The organism is Burkholderia sp. LFS061, from assembly GCF_047978125.1.
Lineage (GTDB): Bacteria > Pseudomonadota > Gammaproteobacteria > Burkholderiales > Burkholderiaceae > Burkholderia > Burkholderia pyrrocinia_C.
In genome coordinates this window covers 18,248-33,423 of the sequence record NZ_JBFPFS010000010.1, presented here as the reverse complement: position 1 = coordinate 33,423, position 15,176 = coordinate 18,248, and the positions used below count along the sequence as shown (strand labels likewise).

The window sequence follows — 15,176 nt, the reverse complement described above, 5'->3', positions numbered from 1 at the left end:
GGCGGTACGCCGGCCGGCGCCGCAGGCTGCGCGGCGCCGGCCGGACGCGCACCGTTACTGCGTCACTACCTTGCGCGGCTTGAAGATGCCCTGGTATTGCAGGGCCGGGCGTTCCTTCGTCGCCGGCGCGATGCCGCCGAAGGTCGGCGTCTGGCGCAGCTTCATCGCGGCCGGCGAAGCGACCGAACCGATCGACGTCGAGCGCGAAGCCGGCGCGAGGTTGTTCGCGACCAGCAGCGCGGCCTCGCTCTTCAGGTTCGACAGCAGGACCGGATCGGGCGAGCCGTTGACCTGCGTGAGCAACCCGCTCCAGGCCGCGTCGCTGTAGTTCACGACGTAGTAGTCGAGCCCGCTCGGGTCCGCGACCACGCCCGTGCAACCGTCGATCCGCGTTTGCGTCTGCGTGTCCTTCAGCGCGAGCGTCGTGCGTTTCGCGAGACCCTGGCCGTACGCGAGCGTGATCGGCACCGTCCACTGCAGGCCCGGATACGCGTTCTTGTTCGGGAACGGCTGCTGTTTCAGCGTGACGATCGTCTGGTTCTTCGTCATGTCGCACTGCGTGTCGAGCGAAATCAGCGGCACGCCGGTCTGGCGCACGTAGCTGTCGCCGATCGGGCCGACCGACTGGCCGCTCTCCTTCGACAGCGCATCCCACAGGCGCTTCGGCGTGCCGTTGCCGAACGAGTAGTCGACCAGGTACTGTTGCAGACCCTTGCGCAGCGTCTGTTCGCCGAGATAGTTCTCGAGCGTCTTCAGCACGTGGCCGCCCTTGTCGTACGTGAACGCGCTGGCGCTCAGCACGAAGTCGTTCGACGCCCAGTCGTTGAAGTTGGGTGCGACCGGGAACGCGTTCGGGCCGATGTCACGATTGATCACGCGGTACTTGTTCTTCACCTGGTCGAGCCAGCTGAACTCGTCGGGGAAGAACTGGATCGTCGTCTTCGTCTCGAAGAACGTCGCGAACGATTCGTTGAGCCACACGTTGTCCCACCAGTCGGTCGTGACGAGATCGCCGAACCACTGGTGCGCGACTTCGTGCGTCAGCACCTCGTTGCCGTAGCGCGACATCGGCTGGCCCGGCTGCGGCAGGATGTCGTCGGCGAACTCGAGGATCGACCCCCAGTTCTCCATCCCGCCGAAGTTCAGGTCCTTCTGCTCCTTGAACGCGTCGTTTGCGGCCACCGTGTCGAATTTCGTGAGCGGCAGCGCGATGCCGGTGTAACGGTAGTAGTAGTCGAGCGCCTGCTTGGTGCGGTCCATCGCCGGCTTCGCCCAGTCCTTCATGCCCGGCGGCGTGAACACGCGCAGGTGCAGGCCGCCCTTGCCGCCCGGCAGCGGGCTCGTGAAGTCGTCCTCGTAGGTGTCGAACAGGCCGCCGCCGAAGAACAGCAGGTACGACGGCATCGGCGGGGTCTTCTCGAACTGCACGAGCTTGTAGCCGCCGCCGACGCTGGTCGACGGCTTCTCGGCCGCGTTCGACACGACCCGCCAGTTCTGCGGCACTTCGGCCGTCACTTCATAGGTCGGGCGGAATGCCGGCTCGTCCCAGCCAGGGAACCACTGGCGCGCGAGGTTGGTTTCGCCCTGCGTGAGGATCGCGCCGCTCGTCGTGCCGTCGGTGCTCTTCAGGTCGACGCGGAAGATGCCTTCCGCCGCCGAGCAGCCCGGATACGGATCGTCGCCGCAGCTGCCGCCGGTGTGGTTGACCGGATCGTCATACGACTTGAAGTTGATGATGCCCGACCACTCCATGTGCAGCGAATAGTTGCCCGGCGCGATGGTCCCGCTCGGCGGACGCAGCTGATAGAAGTCGCCCTTGTCCTGCGGCGTCGCGATCAGCTGGATGTTGCCCGGCTGTAGCGTGATGCGGCCGTTCGTGAACTTGATCCGGTGGCCGGCGATCACGATGTTGTTGACCGGCTTCAGCACCTTGATCTCGACGTCGGCGCGGCCGTCGAACGCGTTCAGCGCTTCGTTCGGGCGGAACCACAGCCGGTAGTTCACGGGTACGACGGTGTCCGGCAGCTCGACAGGCGACACGCTCTTGTCGACGTTGGATGCGCTCGGCGGCGCGGTGACGGCGGGCGACGAGCCCGAGTGCGGCGCGCCGGCGGAGCTGAGCGCGGAAGCCGAGCCCGCGCCGCCGTCGTCGCCGCCGCACCCGGCGAGCGCGAGTGCGGCGACGAGCGGCAGATAACGCATCTTGCGAATGTTGATCGACATGACTGAAACCTCGATTGTTGAAAGAATCGTTCAGTGCTGCGAAAACGCCGGCAAAAGCAATCCCCTCGCCGTTAATCAACAGCGATGAAAATGCCAATGACGGATTATTCGAAAAAGACGGCGGCCGACTACGTGAAGGTAATCATGGTTTACTGCCCCCTCTGGATTTCCGGATGTCGGTTAACTTGCCGGTTCAAAATGGACGGGCGCGTGTTGTACTGAATTGATTTCGCGCGCACGACACGGGGCCGCACGCCCGGCACGGGCGCGCAATCCCTTTGAACCGACGACCTACGGGGCTGGCCGGGCCAGTCCGCAGGACGGAAGGAAGGCGGGTTGCCGTTCCGTAAATTCGCCGTCATGCGGTTTCAAGGTTTGTCGGCCAGCTCGAAGGATGCGTAAATATACTTGATGGTTTTAGGTAAAGGAAACGAAAAATTTAGAAGATGCATCTATTGAATTTTTCCCGCTTCATTGAATGCTGGAAGTCATTAATACGCTTTCCGTTTGGCTGGCGGCTTCGTAGTTTTAATCTATTAACGATCTGATGGGGCTGCGAAAACTACGAAACCCGGCGTGCCACGGCACGCTCGGTACAATGCATCGACGACCCGTTCACCGATTGCCGCGAGGAGACCTTCCGATGCCACGAGCCCTGTTCCGTATCGCGCCGCTGCGCGCCGTGCTGCTGCTGTTTGCCGCCGTGTTCCTGCTCGGCGGTTGCGCGGGGCTGACGCGCGACCCGGTGCGCGTGTCGGTCGCCGGGCTCGATCCGCTCGTCGGGCAGGGGCTCGAGATGCGTTTCAGCCTGAAGCTGCGCGTGCAGAACCCGAACGATGCGCCGATCGAGTACGACGGCATCTCGGTCGCGCTCGACCTGAACGGCACGCCGTTCGCGAGCGGCGTCAGCGATCGCTCGGGCACCGTGCCGCGTTTCGGCGAGGCCGTGCTCGACGTGCCGGTTTCCGTGTCGGCGTTCGCCGCCGCGCGGCAGGCGTGGAACCTGCCCGGCGCGGCTGCGAACGGCGAGCTGCCGTATGCGCTGCGCGGCCGGCTCGCAGGCGGCGTGCTCGGCACCGTGCACTTCAACGACGCGGGCACGCTGCGCCTGCCCGCGATGCCGGGATGGGGCGGATAACCCGCGCGCCGCGCGGATGCCGGCGTCATGCCGGACGAAGCGGCGCGCGCGCCGGCCCTGACGATTCCTGACGATTGAATTGCATCGGCCTTGCGTTTTCCCGGCGGGATCGCGCTTAAACTGGCCGGGTCCGGAGGGCCGGACGAACTTTCACCCGAGGGGATCCCAATGGCAGCGAAATTCGTCATCAAGAAAGCGAGCGACGGTCAGTTCCTGTTCCACCTGAAGGCCGGCAACGGCGAGATCATCCTGCGCAGCGAGCTCTACAAGACCAAGGCGTCGGCCGAGAACGGCGTCGCGTCGGTGCGCAAGAACGCGCCGGACGACGCGCGCTACGAGCGCAAGACCGCGAGCAACGGCCAGTTCATGTTCAACCTGAAGGCCGGCAATCACGAGGTCATCGGCACGAGCGAGCTGTACAAGGCCGAAGCGGGCCGCGAGAACGGCATCGCGTCGGTGAAGCAGAACGCGCCCGACGCGGCGCTCGACGACGAGACCTGACGCGCGCGTCCCGGGCGGCGGTGCGTGCCGCCGCCCGCGCTTTGCCGCGCGGGCAAAGCGCGGTATGGTGTGAGCCGCGCGGCGCGATGCCGCCGCCCGTTGAAGCCAACCGTAACCGAGTTCGCGTGACCGATTTCCCCGTTTTCCACTGGACCGACGCCGACGGCGCCGATCATGCCGTGCGCTGGCGCTCCGAAGCCGGTGTGCAGCCGCCGAAGCGCGCGGTGCCCGCCGACGACCGCCTCACTGCCGACGCGGCCTACCGCCTTGCGTGCGAGGGCACCGCGCTCGTCTGGCAGGGCGACTTCCAGAATGCGCGCCAGCTCGTGCAGGCGATGGCGCGCCGCGTCGAGCGCAAGCCGAAGAAGGCGCAGGCCGCGGCCGGCGTCGACGCATTCAACCTGCATCGTCTCGCGCAGTCGCAGCGTGCCCGCACGCTCGGGATGCTGCTGATCCCCCTCGACGCCGACTACACGATCCCGCTGCGCCGCGCGCCCGACGTGCGTGCCGCATGCGAGGAGGCGTACGGCCCCGGCGGCGCGCCGTCGGTCGTGTCGCTGCGCGAACTGCTCGGCCTCGTCGGCGCGCATGAATGGCGCAAGAAGGGTGTGCCGATCCCGGCGCTCGGCGGCGCGCCGATCCATCCGCACTACGGCGTGTTCTCGCCGGTGCGCGGCGAATATGTCGAGCTCGTCGCGCGCGCGCCGCTGCTGGCGACGTCGCTCGCGTTCGACATCGGCACGGGCACCGGCGTGCTCGCGGCCGTGCTCGCGTCGCGAGGCGTCGAGCGCGTCGTCGCGACCGACCAGGATCCGCGTGCGCTCGCCTGTGCGCGCGAGAACGTCGCGCGGCTCGGTCATGCGGATCGCGTCGACGTCGTCGAGGCCGACCTGTTTCCGGCCGGCCGTGCGCCGCTCGTGGTCTGTAACCCGCCTTGGGTGCCGGCCCGGCCGAGCGCGCCGATCGAATACGCGGTCTACGATCCCGACAGCCGCATGCTGCGTGGTTTCCTCGCGGGGCTCGCCGCACATCTCGAGCCGGGCGGCGAGGGCTGGCTGATCCTGTCCGATTTCGCCGAGCACCTCGGCCTGCGGCCGCGCGACACGCTGCTGCAATGGATCGACGAGGCGGGCCTCGTCGTGCTCGGCCGCCACGACATCCGCCCCGCGCACCCGAAGTCGACCGACGCCGACGATCCGCTGCATGCGGCACGCCGCGCCGAGGTCACGTCGCTGTGGCGGCTCGGCGCCCGAGCCTGACCGCGCATTTTCGGTAAACTGTCACTCTCCCTCACGAATTCCCGCCGCCGGGCCGTGGTCGACCGACCGTGGCCCGGCGCCGCATCACGATGTCGAACAAGACCCACGAAATCCGCCCGGAGCAGTCCGTCGAGCTGCTGAAGGAACTGCACATCCTCACCCGCGACGGGAAGCTGAACCAGGACAGCCGCCGCAAGCTGAAGCAGGTCTATCACCTGTTCCAGTTCATCGAGCCGCTGCTTGCCGGCGTGCAGGCCGACAAGGGCAGCGTGACGCTCGTCGATCACGGCGCCGGCAAGTCTTATCTCGGCTTCATCCTGTACGACCTGTTCTTCAAGCAGCAGCCGGGGCACGGCACGCCGGCGTTCGCGTCGCACGTGTACGGGATCGAGACGCGCGAGGAGCTCGTCACGCGCTCGGCCGAGCTCGCCGCGCGGCTCGGGTTCGGCGGCATGTCGTTCCTGAACCTGTCGGTCGCCGATTCGATCACGTCGCCGCAGCTGCCCGAAACGGTCGACGTCGTCACCGCGCTGCACGCGTGCGATACGGCGACCGACGACGCGATCCGCTTCGCGCTCGCGAAGCGCGCGCAGCACATCGTGCTGGTGCCGTGCTGCCAGGCGGAAGTCGCGGGCGTGCTGCGCAGGAACAAGGGCAAGTCGCTCGCGAACGCGCTGACCGAGGTGTGGCGGCATCCGCTGCATACGCGCGAATTCGGCAGCCAGATCACCAACGTGCTGCGCTGCCTGCAGCTCGAGGCGCACGGCTACCAGGTCAGCGTGACCGAGCTGGTCGGCTGGGAGCATTCGATGAAGAACGAGCTGATCATCGCGCAGTACAAGAACCTGCCGCGCCGGCGGCCCGGCGAGCGGCTGAACGAGATCCTCGGGATGTTCGGGCTCGCCGAACTGAACGAGCGCTTCTTCGTGCCGGAGGCCGCGGCAGCGGGCGGCGAGGCCGTCGAGCCGGCCGAAGGCTGACGCGCGCGCGGGCCGAACCGCGTAGCGGCCGGCGCGAGCGCGCGGCGCATCAGACGTCGTCGCCCGGCCGGCGCATCCATTCGCGCCAGCCGTCGTGGCCGAGGCGGCGCAGCGTTTCCTGATTCTTTTCGTAGATCGCGGACGCGTCCGGGAACGCGTCGACCGCGCGCGCGATGCTGTCTTCGCGCAGCAGGTGCAGGATCGGATACGGCGCGCGGTTCGTGTAGTTCTCGATGTCGTCGGGGTCGCTGCCTTCGAACCGGTATTGCGGATGGAAGCTCGCGATCTGCAGCACGCCGTCGAGCCGCAACTGCTGCACGAGCCGGTCGGCGAAGAACAGCGCATCGTTGTAGTCGACGAAATCGGCGAACGCATGCGGGAAGATCACGAGCGTCGTGTCGACCTGCTGCGGGTCCGCCGCGTCGAGCGCGCGCAGCTCGGTTTCGAGCTCGGCGAGCGCGTCTTCCAGCGTCGTCGCTTCGCTGATCGCATAGCGCACCTGTTCCTTCACATAGACGCTTTTCGCGAACGGGCACAGATTGAGCCCGATCACCGCGCGCGCAAGCCAATGCCGCGTGGCGGCGAGGATATCGTCGTGCGATTCGGGGCGGGTGTCGGTCATCGTGAAACCAGTCGGGCGGTGGAGCGGAGAGGGCCGCATTGTAGCGGGCACGCCGGGTTCGGGCGTGCGCCGCCCGTCATGCGCACGCGGCTTCGATCAACTGCGTGACGAGCGCCGGCGCGATGCCGATCGGCGTTTCGCCGTGCCGGTAGGTCTGGCTCGCCGCGTAGATGCCTTCGACCACCAGCGCGAGCGTATCGGCGAGCGCCTGCGGCTGCCGTGCGCCGGCGTCTTCGCACAGCGCGACGAGCCGCTTCATCAACTGTTCCTTGTTCTGCGCGACGCGCTCGCGCGCCGGGTGCGACGCATCCGGGAATTCCGCGGCGACGTTGACGAACGGACAGCCGCGATAGTCCTTCTGCGTCGCGCGCTCGGCAAGATCGACGAAATACTGGATCAATTGCGCCTTCGGCTGGCCCGGATGCTTGGCGACGCTCGTCTCGAGGCGCTCGAAGAAGCACGCGTCCATCCGCTCCAGGTACGCGAGGATCAGCTCGTCCTTCGACGAGAACTGGCGGTACAGGCTCATCTTGTTGACGCCCGCGCGCTCGACGACCGCCTCGACGCCGACCGTGCGAACGCCTTCCCTGTAAAACAGCTCCTCGGCGGCGCGCAGCAGGTGCTCATGCGCGGTGGCCCCGTCGATCGGCCGGCGCGTGCGGCGCGCTAGCGGTGGTTTGGCGGCTTCGATGCCGGACATGATGACCCTCGACTACGTGATGAATTGCTTGACATGTTACCGACTGGTAACTACGATCGCAACACAGTTGTGACCGGTCGGTAACAATGTTGGCCGGATCGACAGACAAATGCCAAGCGTCGGCCCGGGTCAGCCGATGCAGTGTGCGGCGGAGGTGGCCTGGCTGGGTGAGGCGGAGCAGGTGCGATGGCGCCGGAGCCGCCAACTGGAGAACATGACGATGAACTGGGCGGTGACACGAATCGGCGGGCGCTTCCACTACGGATGGCTCGCGGCAGCGGTGGTATTCCTGATCCTGCTGGCGGCAGCCGGCACGCGCGCGACGCCGAGCGTGCTGATGGTGCCGCTCGAGCGCGAACTCGGCTGGAGCCGCGCGGCGATTTCGCTGGCGATCTCGGTGAACATCGCGCTGTACGGGCTGACGGGGCCGTTCGCGGCCGCCGCGATGCAGCGCTTCGGGCTGCGCCCGACGATCCTCACCGCGCTCGTGACGATGAGCGCGGGCGTCGCGCTGTCGTCGATGATGACGCAGAGCTGGCAGATGGTTGTGATCTGGGGCCTGATGGTGGGCTGCTCGACGGGCGTCGTCGCGCTGACGCTGTCCGCGACCTTCGTCACGCGCTGGTTCCATGCGCGGCGCGGCCTCGTGATGGGCATCCTGACCGCGAGCACGGCGACCGGCCAGCTCGTGTTCCTGCCGATGCTCGCGGCGATCGCGCAGCGCCATGGCTGGCGCCCGGTCGTGCTCGTCGTCGCAGTGGCGGCCGCGATCGTGATTCCGCTCGTCGCGTTCCTGCTGCCCGAACGACCGACCGACGTGCAGTTGCGCCCGTACGGCGAGCCGGCCGATGCGCCGCCCGCGCCCGACGCGACGAAGGAGAACCCGCTCGCGGTCGCGTTCCGCACGCTGCTGATGGCGAGCCGTTCGCGCGATTTCTGGCTGCTGTTCTTCAGCTTCTTCATCTGCGGCGCGAGCACCAACGGCTATGTCGGCACGCACCTGATCGCGATGTGCAGCGACTACGGGATGACCGAAGTGCAGGGCGCGTCGCTGCTCGCGGCGATGGGCGTGTTCGACCTGTTCGGCACGACGCTGTCGGGCTGGCTGTCCGACCGCTACGACAATCGCGTGCTGCTGTTCTGGTATTACGGGCTGCGCGGGCTGTCGCTGATCTACCTGCCGCATGCGTTCGGTATCGATTTCTTCGGGCTGCCGCTGTTCGCGATGTTCTACGGGCTCGACTGGATCGCGACCGTGCCGCCGACCGTGCGCCTCGCGACCGACGTGTTCGGCAAGGCCGCGGCGCCGGTCGTGTTCGGCTGGATCGTCGCCGGCCACCAGCTCGGCGCGGCATTCGCGGCGCTCGGCGCGGGGCTGCTGCGCGCGAGCCTCGGCACCTACACGATCGCGTCGATGATCTCGGGCGGGCTGTGCATCGTCGGTGCGCTGATCGTGCTGCGAATCAACCGCGGCCCGTCGCGTGCGGCAGCGCAGGCAGCTTGAGCACGGTGGCCCGGCCGGCCGCACCGCATGCGGCCGGCCATTGCAGGTACGGTGATTTGCATAGCCCGGGAGGATCGGGCGCGCAACCGCTCAAGCGGGTATGCTTGCGGTTCGCCAGGCGTTCGCGCCCCTTCATCGATGTCAGCGAGGAACTGCATGTCCGTCAAACCTGCTCCCACCACTGTTTCGATTCACGATCTGATCGCGGGCCGCTGGAGCCCGCGCGCCTATTCGGATGAGTCCGTCAGCGCCGGCGATCTGCACGCGGTGCTCGAAGCCGCGCGCTGGGCGCCGTCCGCGTACAACGCGCAGCCGTGGCGCTTCATCGTATTCGAGCGCACGCAGGACGAAGACGCATTCAAGCGCGCATTCGCGACGCTGGTGCCGTTCAATCAGGGCTGGAATGCGCCGGCGCCCGTGCTGATCGCGGTGACCGCGCATACGCTCACGCCGAAGGGCGAACCCGCGCCGACCGCGCTGTACGACGCGGGCGCCGCCGCGATGTCGCTGGTGCTGCAGGCGCACGCGCTCGGCCTCGCCGCGCACCAGATGAGCGGTTTCGACGTGAAGGCGTTCCGCGACGCGTTTGCGATTCCGTCCGACGTCGCGATCCTGTCGATCATCTCGCTCGGCCACTATGGCAACGTCGACAAGCTCGATCCCGTGCTGCGCGATCGCGAGAAGGCACCGCGTACGCGCCATGCGATCGGCGAGGTCGTGTATGCGGGCGCGTGGAAGAAGAGCTTCGACGCGGCCGCCTGACCTGCCGGGCGGGCGGCAGCATCGCCGCACCTCGTCCGCGCATATCCGCGGCGCGCCAGGCCGCGCGCCGTCGTCGCCGAAGCCCGTTCCGCGGCACCGGTGGCGGGCCCCGGTTGTGATCCCGCGGGCTTCATGTTAAAAAGCCCGTCCTTTCCGTTTTCGCGCCGGCCCTGCTGCGGCAACTTCCCATGACTTACTGCGCGATCGATTTCGGCACGTCCAATTCCGCCGTGGCGCTGCCCGACGGCGACGGCATGCGCCTCGCGCCCGTCGAGGGCGACCACCTGACGCTGCCCACCGCGATCTTCTTCAACAACGACGAGGAGACGGTCGAGTACGGCCGCGCGGCGCTGGCGTCCTATATCGACGGTTTCGACGGCCGGCTGATGCGTTCGATGAAGAGCATCCTCGGCTCGCCGCTCGCGGAAACGACGACCGATCTCGGCGACGGCAGCGCGATCGCGTACACCGAAATCATCGCGCGCTTCCTGACGCACCTGAAGCGCAAGGCCGAAGTGCGCGCGGGCGCGCCGATCGGCCGCGCGGTGCTCGGCCGGCCCGTGTTCTTCGTCGACGACGATCCGCGCGCCGACCGTCTCGCGCAGGATCAGCTCGAGGCGGCCGCGCGGTCGGTCGGCTTCGCGGACGTTCACTTCCAGTACGAACCGATTGCCGCCGCGTTCGATTACGAATCGCGCCAGCAGGCCGAACGCCTCGTGCTCGTCGCCGACATCGGCGGCGGCACGTCCGACTTCTCGCTGGTGCGCGTCGGGCCCGGGCGGATGGCGCGGCTCGAGCGCAAGGACGACGTGCTGGCTCACCACGGCGTGCACGTCGCGGGCACCGACTACGACCGGCGTGTCGAGCTGGCGGCGATCCTGCCCGCGTTCGGCTACCGTTCGCTCGACCCGGAAGGGCGCGAACTGCCGAACAAGATCTACTTCGATCTCGCGACCTGGCACCTGATCAATACGGTCTACACGCCGAAGCGGCTCGGCGAGCTGAAGCTGATGAAGCACCTGTACCAGGATCAGCAGCAGTACGACCGGCTCACGAGCGTGGTCGAGCAGCGGCTCGGGCATGCGCTGATGGCGCGCGCGGAAGAGGCGAAGATCGGTGTCGCGGCGGGCGGGGAGACGATGATCGACCTGAACGACGTGGAAGAAGACCTGCTGATCGCGTTCGACGCCGATCGTCTCGTCGATGCGAGCCGCGACGACACCGCGCGCATCGTCGATGCCGCGCGCGAGACGGTACGGCTCGCGGGCGTTGCGCCGCGCGACGTCGGCGCACTGTATTTCACCGGCGGTTCGACGGGGCTCGCGTTCCTGTCGGGTGCGCTCGCGGGCGCATTCCCGGATGCGCAGCCGGTATTCGGCGATCGCCTCGCGAGTGTCGCGACGGGGCTCGGCATTCACGCGCAGCGGCTGTTCGGCTGAATGTAGACAGCCGCGTTCCACCGTGCCGGATTGGCGCGGAAAAACAAAAAGCCCCGCCGAAGCGGGGCTTTTTTACATCAAATCTCGCGCAGAACTTACAGCGGCTTGATGTTCGCAGCTTGCAGACCCTTCGGGCCCGTCTTCACTTCGAATTCGACCTTCTGGTTTTCTTGCAGCGTCTTGAAGCCTTCGGTGCGGATTTCCGAGAAGTGCGCGAACAGATCGTCGCCGCCGCCTTCCGGGGTGATGAAGCCGAAGCCCTTTGCGTCATTGAACCACTTGACGGTACCGGTTGCCATGTTACTTGTTCCTAAAAAGATAAAACGGGGCCGAAGCCCATGGGGTGCGGAAAATCAAGGAAGGGGGTAATAGGACCAACCGGAGTACCGTTGATGGGCGAACTACGAAAGAACCAATTCACTCGCCGCTTGAAATCCTGCGAAGTCCTTTATACGGCTAATCGATCGTGCGGTCAACCGTATTTCCATGCTCTCAGGGTTATTGCGTAGATCAGGTTTACAAAGCTTGCGAGCGATGCGAATTTTTTGTAGGGGCCGAACGATTTTGGCGCCACGTTCGAGGTGCAACCGTTAAACTACGCGCCGCGCGGACGGGTTGCCCCGATCGGATAACTCGTCCCCCCAAGAATGCGTGCGCGGTGCTGTCCGAGCCGATCCCGGACTGCGGGCCGACCATGCTTTTTGAGACACAGGAGAGGATGTGAAGAGTTCTATTCAACGGAACATCGGCCCGTTTGCATTGATGCTGACGGGGCTGGGTTCGATTATCGGCTCGGGCTGGCTGTTCGGCGCCTGGAAGGCCGCGAAGATTGCCGGTCCGGCGGCGATCTGCGCATGGATCATCGGCGCGGTCGTGATTCTCGCGATTGCACTGACTTACGCCGAACTGGGCGCTATGTTCCCCGAGTCGGGCGGCATGGTGCGCTACGCGCGCTATTCGCACGGTTCGCTGGTGGGCTTCATCAGCGCATGGGCCAACTGGATCGCGATCGTCTCCGTGATCCCGATCGAGGCCGAAGCGTCGATCCAATACATGAGCACGTGGCCGTATCCGTGGGCGCACAGCCTGTTCGTGAACGGCGAGTTGACGACACCAGGGCTGCTGCTGTCGGCCGTGCTGGTCGTCATCTACTTCATGCTGAACTACTGGGGGGTGAAGGCCTTCGCGCGTGCGAACACCGCAATCACGATCTTCAAGTTCCTGATCCCCGGCCTCACGATCCTCGGCCTGATGCTGACGAGCTTCCATTCGGAGAACCTCGGCACTGCATCCAATGCAAGCTTCGCGCCGTACGGCTGGTCGGCGGTGCTGACCGCGGTCGCGACGAGCGGCATCGTGTTCGCGTTCAACGGCTTCCAGAGCCCCGTGAACCTCGCGGGCGAAGCGCGCAATCCGTCGCGCAGCGTGCCGTTCGCGGTGATCTCGTCGATCCTCATCGCGCTCGTGATCTACGTGCTGCTGCAGGTGGCCTACATCGGCTCGGTGAATCCGGCCGACGTCGCGCAGGGCTGGTCGCACTTCAATTTCTCGTCGCCGTTCGCGGAACTCGCGATCGCGCTGAACCTGAACTGGCTTGCGATCCTGCTGTACGTCGACGCGTTCATCAGCCCGAGCGGCACCGGCACGACCTACATGGCGACGACCACCCGGATGATCTACGCGATGGAGCGCAACAACACGATGCCGAAGATGTTCGGCAACGTGCACCCGCTCTACGGCGTGCCGCGCCAGGCGATGTGGTTCAACCTGCTGGTCTCGTTCATCTTCCTGTTCTTCTTCCGGGGCTGGAGCTCGCTCGCGGCGGTGATCTCGGTCGCGACGGTGATCTCGTACCTGACCGGCCCGATCAGCCTGATGGCGCTGCGCCGCGCGGCGACCGACATCGAGCGCCCGCTGTCGATTCCGCTGATGAAGCTGATCGCACCGTTCGCGTTCGTCTGCGCGTCGCTGATCCTGTACTGGGCGAAGTGGCCGCTGACGGGCGAAATCATCCTGCTGATGATCGTCGCACTGCCGGTGTATTTCTACTTCCAGGCGAAGTCGGGCTGGACCGGCTGGGGCGCCGACCTGAAGGCCGCATGGTGGCTGGTCGCGTACCTGCCGACGATGGCCGTGCTGTCGCTGACGGGCAGCAAGGAATTCGGCGGTCACGGCTATCTGCCGTACGGCTGGGACATGCTGATCGTTGCCGCGATTTCGCTCGTGTTCTACTTCTGGGGCGTGAGTACCGGCTACCGGACCCAGTATCTCGACGAGCGCGAGTCGCACGACGAGATCCTCGAAGGGGTCGGTGTCTGACGCGTGACCTGCCGCCGGATCCGGCGGCGGCAGGAAGCAGCGAAAAAAACCCGCCCGGGCAATGCCCGGGCGGGTTTTTTGTTTGTTGTCGCCGGTTGTCTCGCGGAATTCAGGCGGCCGCGCTCGCGAACACGTAGTTCGTCATCGCGAGCACGCGCTGGTAGGTGCCGAGCGACTGGATGCCGAGCTGGTAGTCGTCGTCCGCCGCGCCGAGCGCCGTGAACACCGGCAGCAGATGTTCGTCGGTCGGATGCATCAGCGCCGCATGCGGTGCCTGCCGGCGGTAGTCGAGCAGCGCATCGACGTCGCGTGCGGCGAGCTTCGCCTCGAACCAGTCGGTGAATTCCGCCACGCGCGGGTCCGCATCCTCGGGCGCCGCGCCGAAATCGGCGGCACGCAGGTTGTGCGTGATCTGGCCCGAACCGATCACCATCACGCCTTCGTCGCGCAGCGGCCGCAGCGCGCGGCCGAGCGCGAAGTGATGGGCCGCGTCCGCGCGCGGCTGGATCGACAGCTGCGCGACCGGCACGTCGGCCTCCGGGAACATCAGCAGCATCGGCACCCACGCGCCGTGGTCGAGCCCGTGCTCGGTCGTCGCGGTCGCGATGCCCGCCGCGTTCAGCAGCGCGGCCGCGCGCTCGGCGACGTCGGGGGCGCCCGGCGCCGGATAGCGGATCTCGTACAGCGCACGCGGAAAGCCGTAGAAGTCGTGGATCGTTTCCGGGTGCGCGGCGACGCTCGCGACCGGCTGTTGCGTGCCCCAGTGCGCGGACAGCATCAGCACCGCGCGCGGACGCGGCAATTCGGCGCCGAGGTGCGTGAACGCGCCGGACGGCAGCGTCGGGTCGATCGGCAGCGTCGGCGCGCCGTGGGACAGGTACAGCGAAGGCAAGCGGTTCATGGCGGTGGCCTGCAAAAGGGTTTGCCTGTGACTATAGGCGTGCACCGTGCATTGATAAATCTGCGCCGCGGAATTTGATTGATGCTTGTTTGTTGATAATCGTCGCGATGCAACGCGCTCTGGTGCGGATGGACGTCAGTACGCGTGAATTCTAATGAGTTGACGATTGAATCGGCGAAGATGAACGAAGAAGCGGGGGCGGCGATCGGCTTACTGCGCGTGCCGGATGCCGGCCCACGGCGTCGTCAGCGGTGCGCTGAGCGCGAACAGGTCGAGCACGCGGGTGACGGTCTGATCGACGAGCTCCTCGATCGTCTTCGGCATCGCGTAGAACGCGGGCAACGGCGGAAAGACGATGCCCCCCATTTCGGTGACGGCGGTCATGTTGCGCAGATGCGCGAGGTTGAACGGCGTTTCGCGCACCATCAGCACGAGACGGCGGCGTTCCTTCAGCGTGACGTCGGCCGCGCGCGTGATCAGGTTGTCGGACAGCCCGTGCGCGACGCTCGCGAGCGTCTTCATCGAGCATGGCGCGATCACCATCCCGTCGGTTGCGAACGAGCCAGACGCGATCGTCGCGCCGACGTCGCGCACCGAATGCACGACGTCCGCACGACTTTCGACATCGGCCTTCGGCAGCTTCAGTTCATGCTGGATGTTGAGCCAGCCGGCGTTCGTAATCAGCAGATGCGTTTCGACGCCGCCGGCGGCGCGCAACAGCTCGAGCAGCCGCACGCCGTAGATCGCGCCGGTGGCGCCGGTGATCGCGACGATCAGCCGGCGTGGCGGCGCGCTGGGAGATGCCATCGAAAGGGGCGCGGGTGGGGC

At 66.6% G+C, this 15,176-nt stretch carries 15 protein-coding genes; 9 read left to right on the top strand and 6 right to left on the bottom strand.

What is annotated here, in order from left to right:
* Positions 1 to 54 precede the first annotated feature (54 nt).
* Positions 55 to 2,223, bottom strand: a complete 2,169-nt coding sequence (locus ACNQQL_RS11865) for a M1 family metallopeptidase (RefSeq protein ID WP_347064239.1) — start codon at positions 2,221 to 2,223, stop codon at positions 55 to 57.
* A 14-nt stretch (positions 2,224 to 2,237) separates the two neighbouring features.
* Between ACNQQL_RS11865 and ACNQQL_RS11860 the strand changes: the two genes are divergently transcribed.
* The 5 genes from ACNQQL_RS11860 to ACNQQL_RS11840 all read left to right on the top strand — a co-directional run bounded on the left by ACNQQL_RS11860 (position 2,238) and on the right by ACNQQL_RS11840 (position 6,101).
* Positions 2,238 to 2,450, top strand: a complete 213-nt coding sequence (locus ACNQQL_RS11860) for a hypothetical protein (protein ID WP_161785072.1) — start codon at positions 2,238 to 2,240, stop codon at positions 2,448 to 2,450.
* A 416-nt stretch (positions 2,451 to 2,866) separates the two neighbouring features.
* Complete coding sequence (locus tag ACNQQL_RS11855; RefSeq protein WP_034183694.1) at positions 2,867 to 3,361, top strand: LEA type 2 family protein; 495 nt, start codon at positions 2,867 to 2,869, stop codon at positions 3,359 to 3,361.
* 168 nt (positions 3,362 to 3,529) lie between these two features.
* Entirely contained in the window at positions 3,530 to 3,862 is a 333-nt protein-coding gene (locus ACNQQL_RS11850) for a YegP family protein (RefSeq protein ID WP_072442988.1), read from the top strand.
* A gap of 125 nt (positions 3,863 to 3,987) precedes the next feature.
* Entirely contained in the window at positions 3,988 to 5,121 is a 1,134-nt protein-coding gene (locus ACNQQL_RS11845) for a class I SAM-dependent methyltransferase (protein WP_347064238.1), read from the top strand.
* Between the two features lie 89 nt (positions 5,122 to 5,210).
* Complete coding sequence (locus tag ACNQQL_RS11840) at positions 5,211 to 6,101, top strand: class I SAM-dependent methyltransferase (protein WP_034183749.1); 891 nt, start codon at positions 5,211 to 5,213, stop codon at positions 6,099 to 6,101.
* Between the two features lie 49 nt (positions 6,102 to 6,150).
* Here the strand turns inward: ACNQQL_RS11840 and ACNQQL_RS11835 are convergent, their stop codons facing one another.
* Both ACNQQL_RS11835 and ACNQQL_RS11830 read right to left on the bottom strand, forming a co-directional pair.
* Complete coding sequence (locus ACNQQL_RS11835) at positions 6,151 to 6,723, bottom strand: DUF1415 domain-containing protein (protein ID WP_034183697.1); 573 nt, start codon at positions 6,721 to 6,723, stop codon at positions 6,151 to 6,153.
* Positions 6,724 to 6,799: 76 nt separating this feature from the next.
* Positions 6,800 to 7,423, bottom strand: a complete 624-nt coding sequence (locus ACNQQL_RS11830; RefSeq protein WP_347064237.1) for a TetR/AcrR family transcriptional regulator — start codon at positions 7,421 to 7,423, stop codon at positions 6,800 to 6,802.
* Between the two features lie 220 nt (positions 7,424 to 7,643).
* Here ACNQQL_RS11830 and ACNQQL_RS11825 point away from each other — a divergent pair, with 220 nt between their 5' ends.
* The 3 genes from ACNQQL_RS11825 (at position 7,644) to ACNQQL_RS11815 (ending at position 11,128) form a co-directional block, all read left to right on the top strand.
* Entirely contained in the window at positions 7,644 to 8,927 is a 1,284-nt protein-coding gene (locus ACNQQL_RS11825) for an MFS transporter (RefSeq protein ID WP_175963253.1), read from the top strand.
* Positions 8,928 to 9,083: 156 nt separating this feature from the next.
* Positions 9,084 to 9,689 carry a nitroreductase family protein gene (locus tag ACNQQL_RS11820; protein ID WP_072442998.1) on the top strand — a complete coding sequence of 202 codons (606 nt, stop codon included), beginning with the start codon at positions 9,084 to 9,086 and terminating at the stop codon, positions 9,687 to 9,689.
* A 188-nt stretch (positions 9,690 to 9,877) separates the two neighbouring features.
* Positions 9,878 to 11,128, top strand: a complete 1,251-nt coding sequence (locus ACNQQL_RS11815; RefSeq protein WP_204425616.1) for an Hsp70 family protein — start codon at positions 9,878 to 9,880, stop codon at positions 11,126 to 11,128.
* Between the two features lie 95 nt (positions 11,129 to 11,223).
* Here the strand turns inward: ACNQQL_RS11815 and ACNQQL_RS11810 are convergent, their stop codons facing one another.
* Entirely contained in the window at positions 11,224 to 11,427 is a 204-nt protein-coding gene (locus ACNQQL_RS11810) for a cold-shock protein (protein ID WP_034183701.1), read from the bottom strand.
* A 421-nt stretch (positions 11,428 to 11,848) separates the two neighbouring features.
* Between ACNQQL_RS11810 and ACNQQL_RS11805 the strand changes: the two genes are divergently transcribed.
* Positions 11,849 to 13,447, top strand: coding sequence for an APC family permease (locus tag ACNQQL_RS11805; protein WP_072443004.1), 1,599 nt, complete (start codon positions 11,849 to 11,851; stop codon positions 13,445 to 13,447).
* A gap of 109 nt (positions 13,448 to 13,556) precedes the next feature.
* On the opposite strand, the gene ACNQQL_RS11800 is transcribed toward ACNQQL_RS11805, so the two are convergent.
* Positions 13,557 to 14,348, bottom strand: a complete 792-nt coding sequence (locus ACNQQL_RS11800; RefSeq protein WP_034183703.1) for a DODA-type extradiol aromatic ring-opening family dioxygenase — start codon at positions 14,346 to 14,348, stop codon at positions 13,557 to 13,559.
* Positions 14,349 to 14,558: 210 nt separating this feature from the next.
* On the bottom strand, positions 14,559 to 15,155 hold the full coding sequence (locus tag ACNQQL_RS11795; protein WP_347064236.1) for a UbiX family flavin prenyltransferase: 597 nt from the start codon (positions 15,153 to 15,155) through the stop codon (positions 14,559 to 14,561).
* Positions 15,156 to 15,176 lie beyond the last annotated feature (21 nt).

Excerpts from the sequence above, each read along its gene's own strand:
- ACNQQL_RS11815 (WP_204425616.1), top strand. The coding sequence starts at position 9,878 with ATGACTTACTGCGCGATCGATTTCGGCACGTCCAATTCCGCCGTGGCG.
- ACNQQL_RS11795 (WP_347064236.1), bottom strand. The coding sequence starts at position 15,155 with ATGGCATCTCCCAGCGCGCCGCCACGCCGGCTGATCGTCGCGATCACC.
- ACNQQL_RS11835 (WP_034183697.1), bottom strand. The coding sequence starts at position 6,723 with ATGACCGACACCCGCCCCGAATCGCACGACGATATCCTCGCCGCCACG.
- ACNQQL_RS11820 (WP_072442998.1), top strand. The coding sequence starts at position 9,084 with ATGTCCGTCAAACCTGCTCCCACCACTGTTTCGATTCACGATCTGATC.
- ACNQQL_RS11830 (WP_347064237.1), bottom strand. The coding sequence starts at position 7,423 with ATGTCCGGCATCGAAGCCGCCAAACCACCGCTAGCGCGCCGCACGCGC.
- ACNQQL_RS11825 (WP_175963253.1), top strand. The coding sequence starts at position 7,644 with ATGAACTGGGCGGTGACACGAATCGGCGGGCGCTTCCACTACGGATGG.
- ACNQQL_RS11800 (WP_034183703.1), bottom strand. The coding sequence starts at position 14,348 with ATGAACCGCTTGCCTTCGCTGTACCTGTCCCACGGCGCGCCGACGCTG.
- ACNQQL_RS11840 (WP_034183749.1), top strand. The coding sequence starts at position 5,211 with ATGTCGAACAAGACCCACGAAATCCGCCCGGAGCAGTCCGTCGAGCTG.
- ACNQQL_RS11810 (WP_034183701.1), bottom strand. The coding sequence starts at position 11,427 with ATGGCAACCGGTACCGTCAAGTGGTTCAATGACGCAAAGGGCTTCGGC.
- ACNQQL_RS11865 (WP_347064239.1), bottom strand. The coding sequence starts at position 2,223 with ATGTCGATCAACATTCGCAAGATGCGTTATCTGCCGCTCGTCGCCGCA.
- ACNQQL_RS11850 (WP_072442988.1), top strand. The coding sequence starts at position 3,530 with ATGGCAGCGAAATTCGTCATCAAGAAAGCGAGCGACGGTCAGTTCCTG.
- ACNQQL_RS11855 (WP_034183694.1), top strand. The coding sequence starts at position 2,867 with ATGCCACGAGCCCTGTTCCGTATCGCGCCGCTGCGCGCCGTGCTGCTG.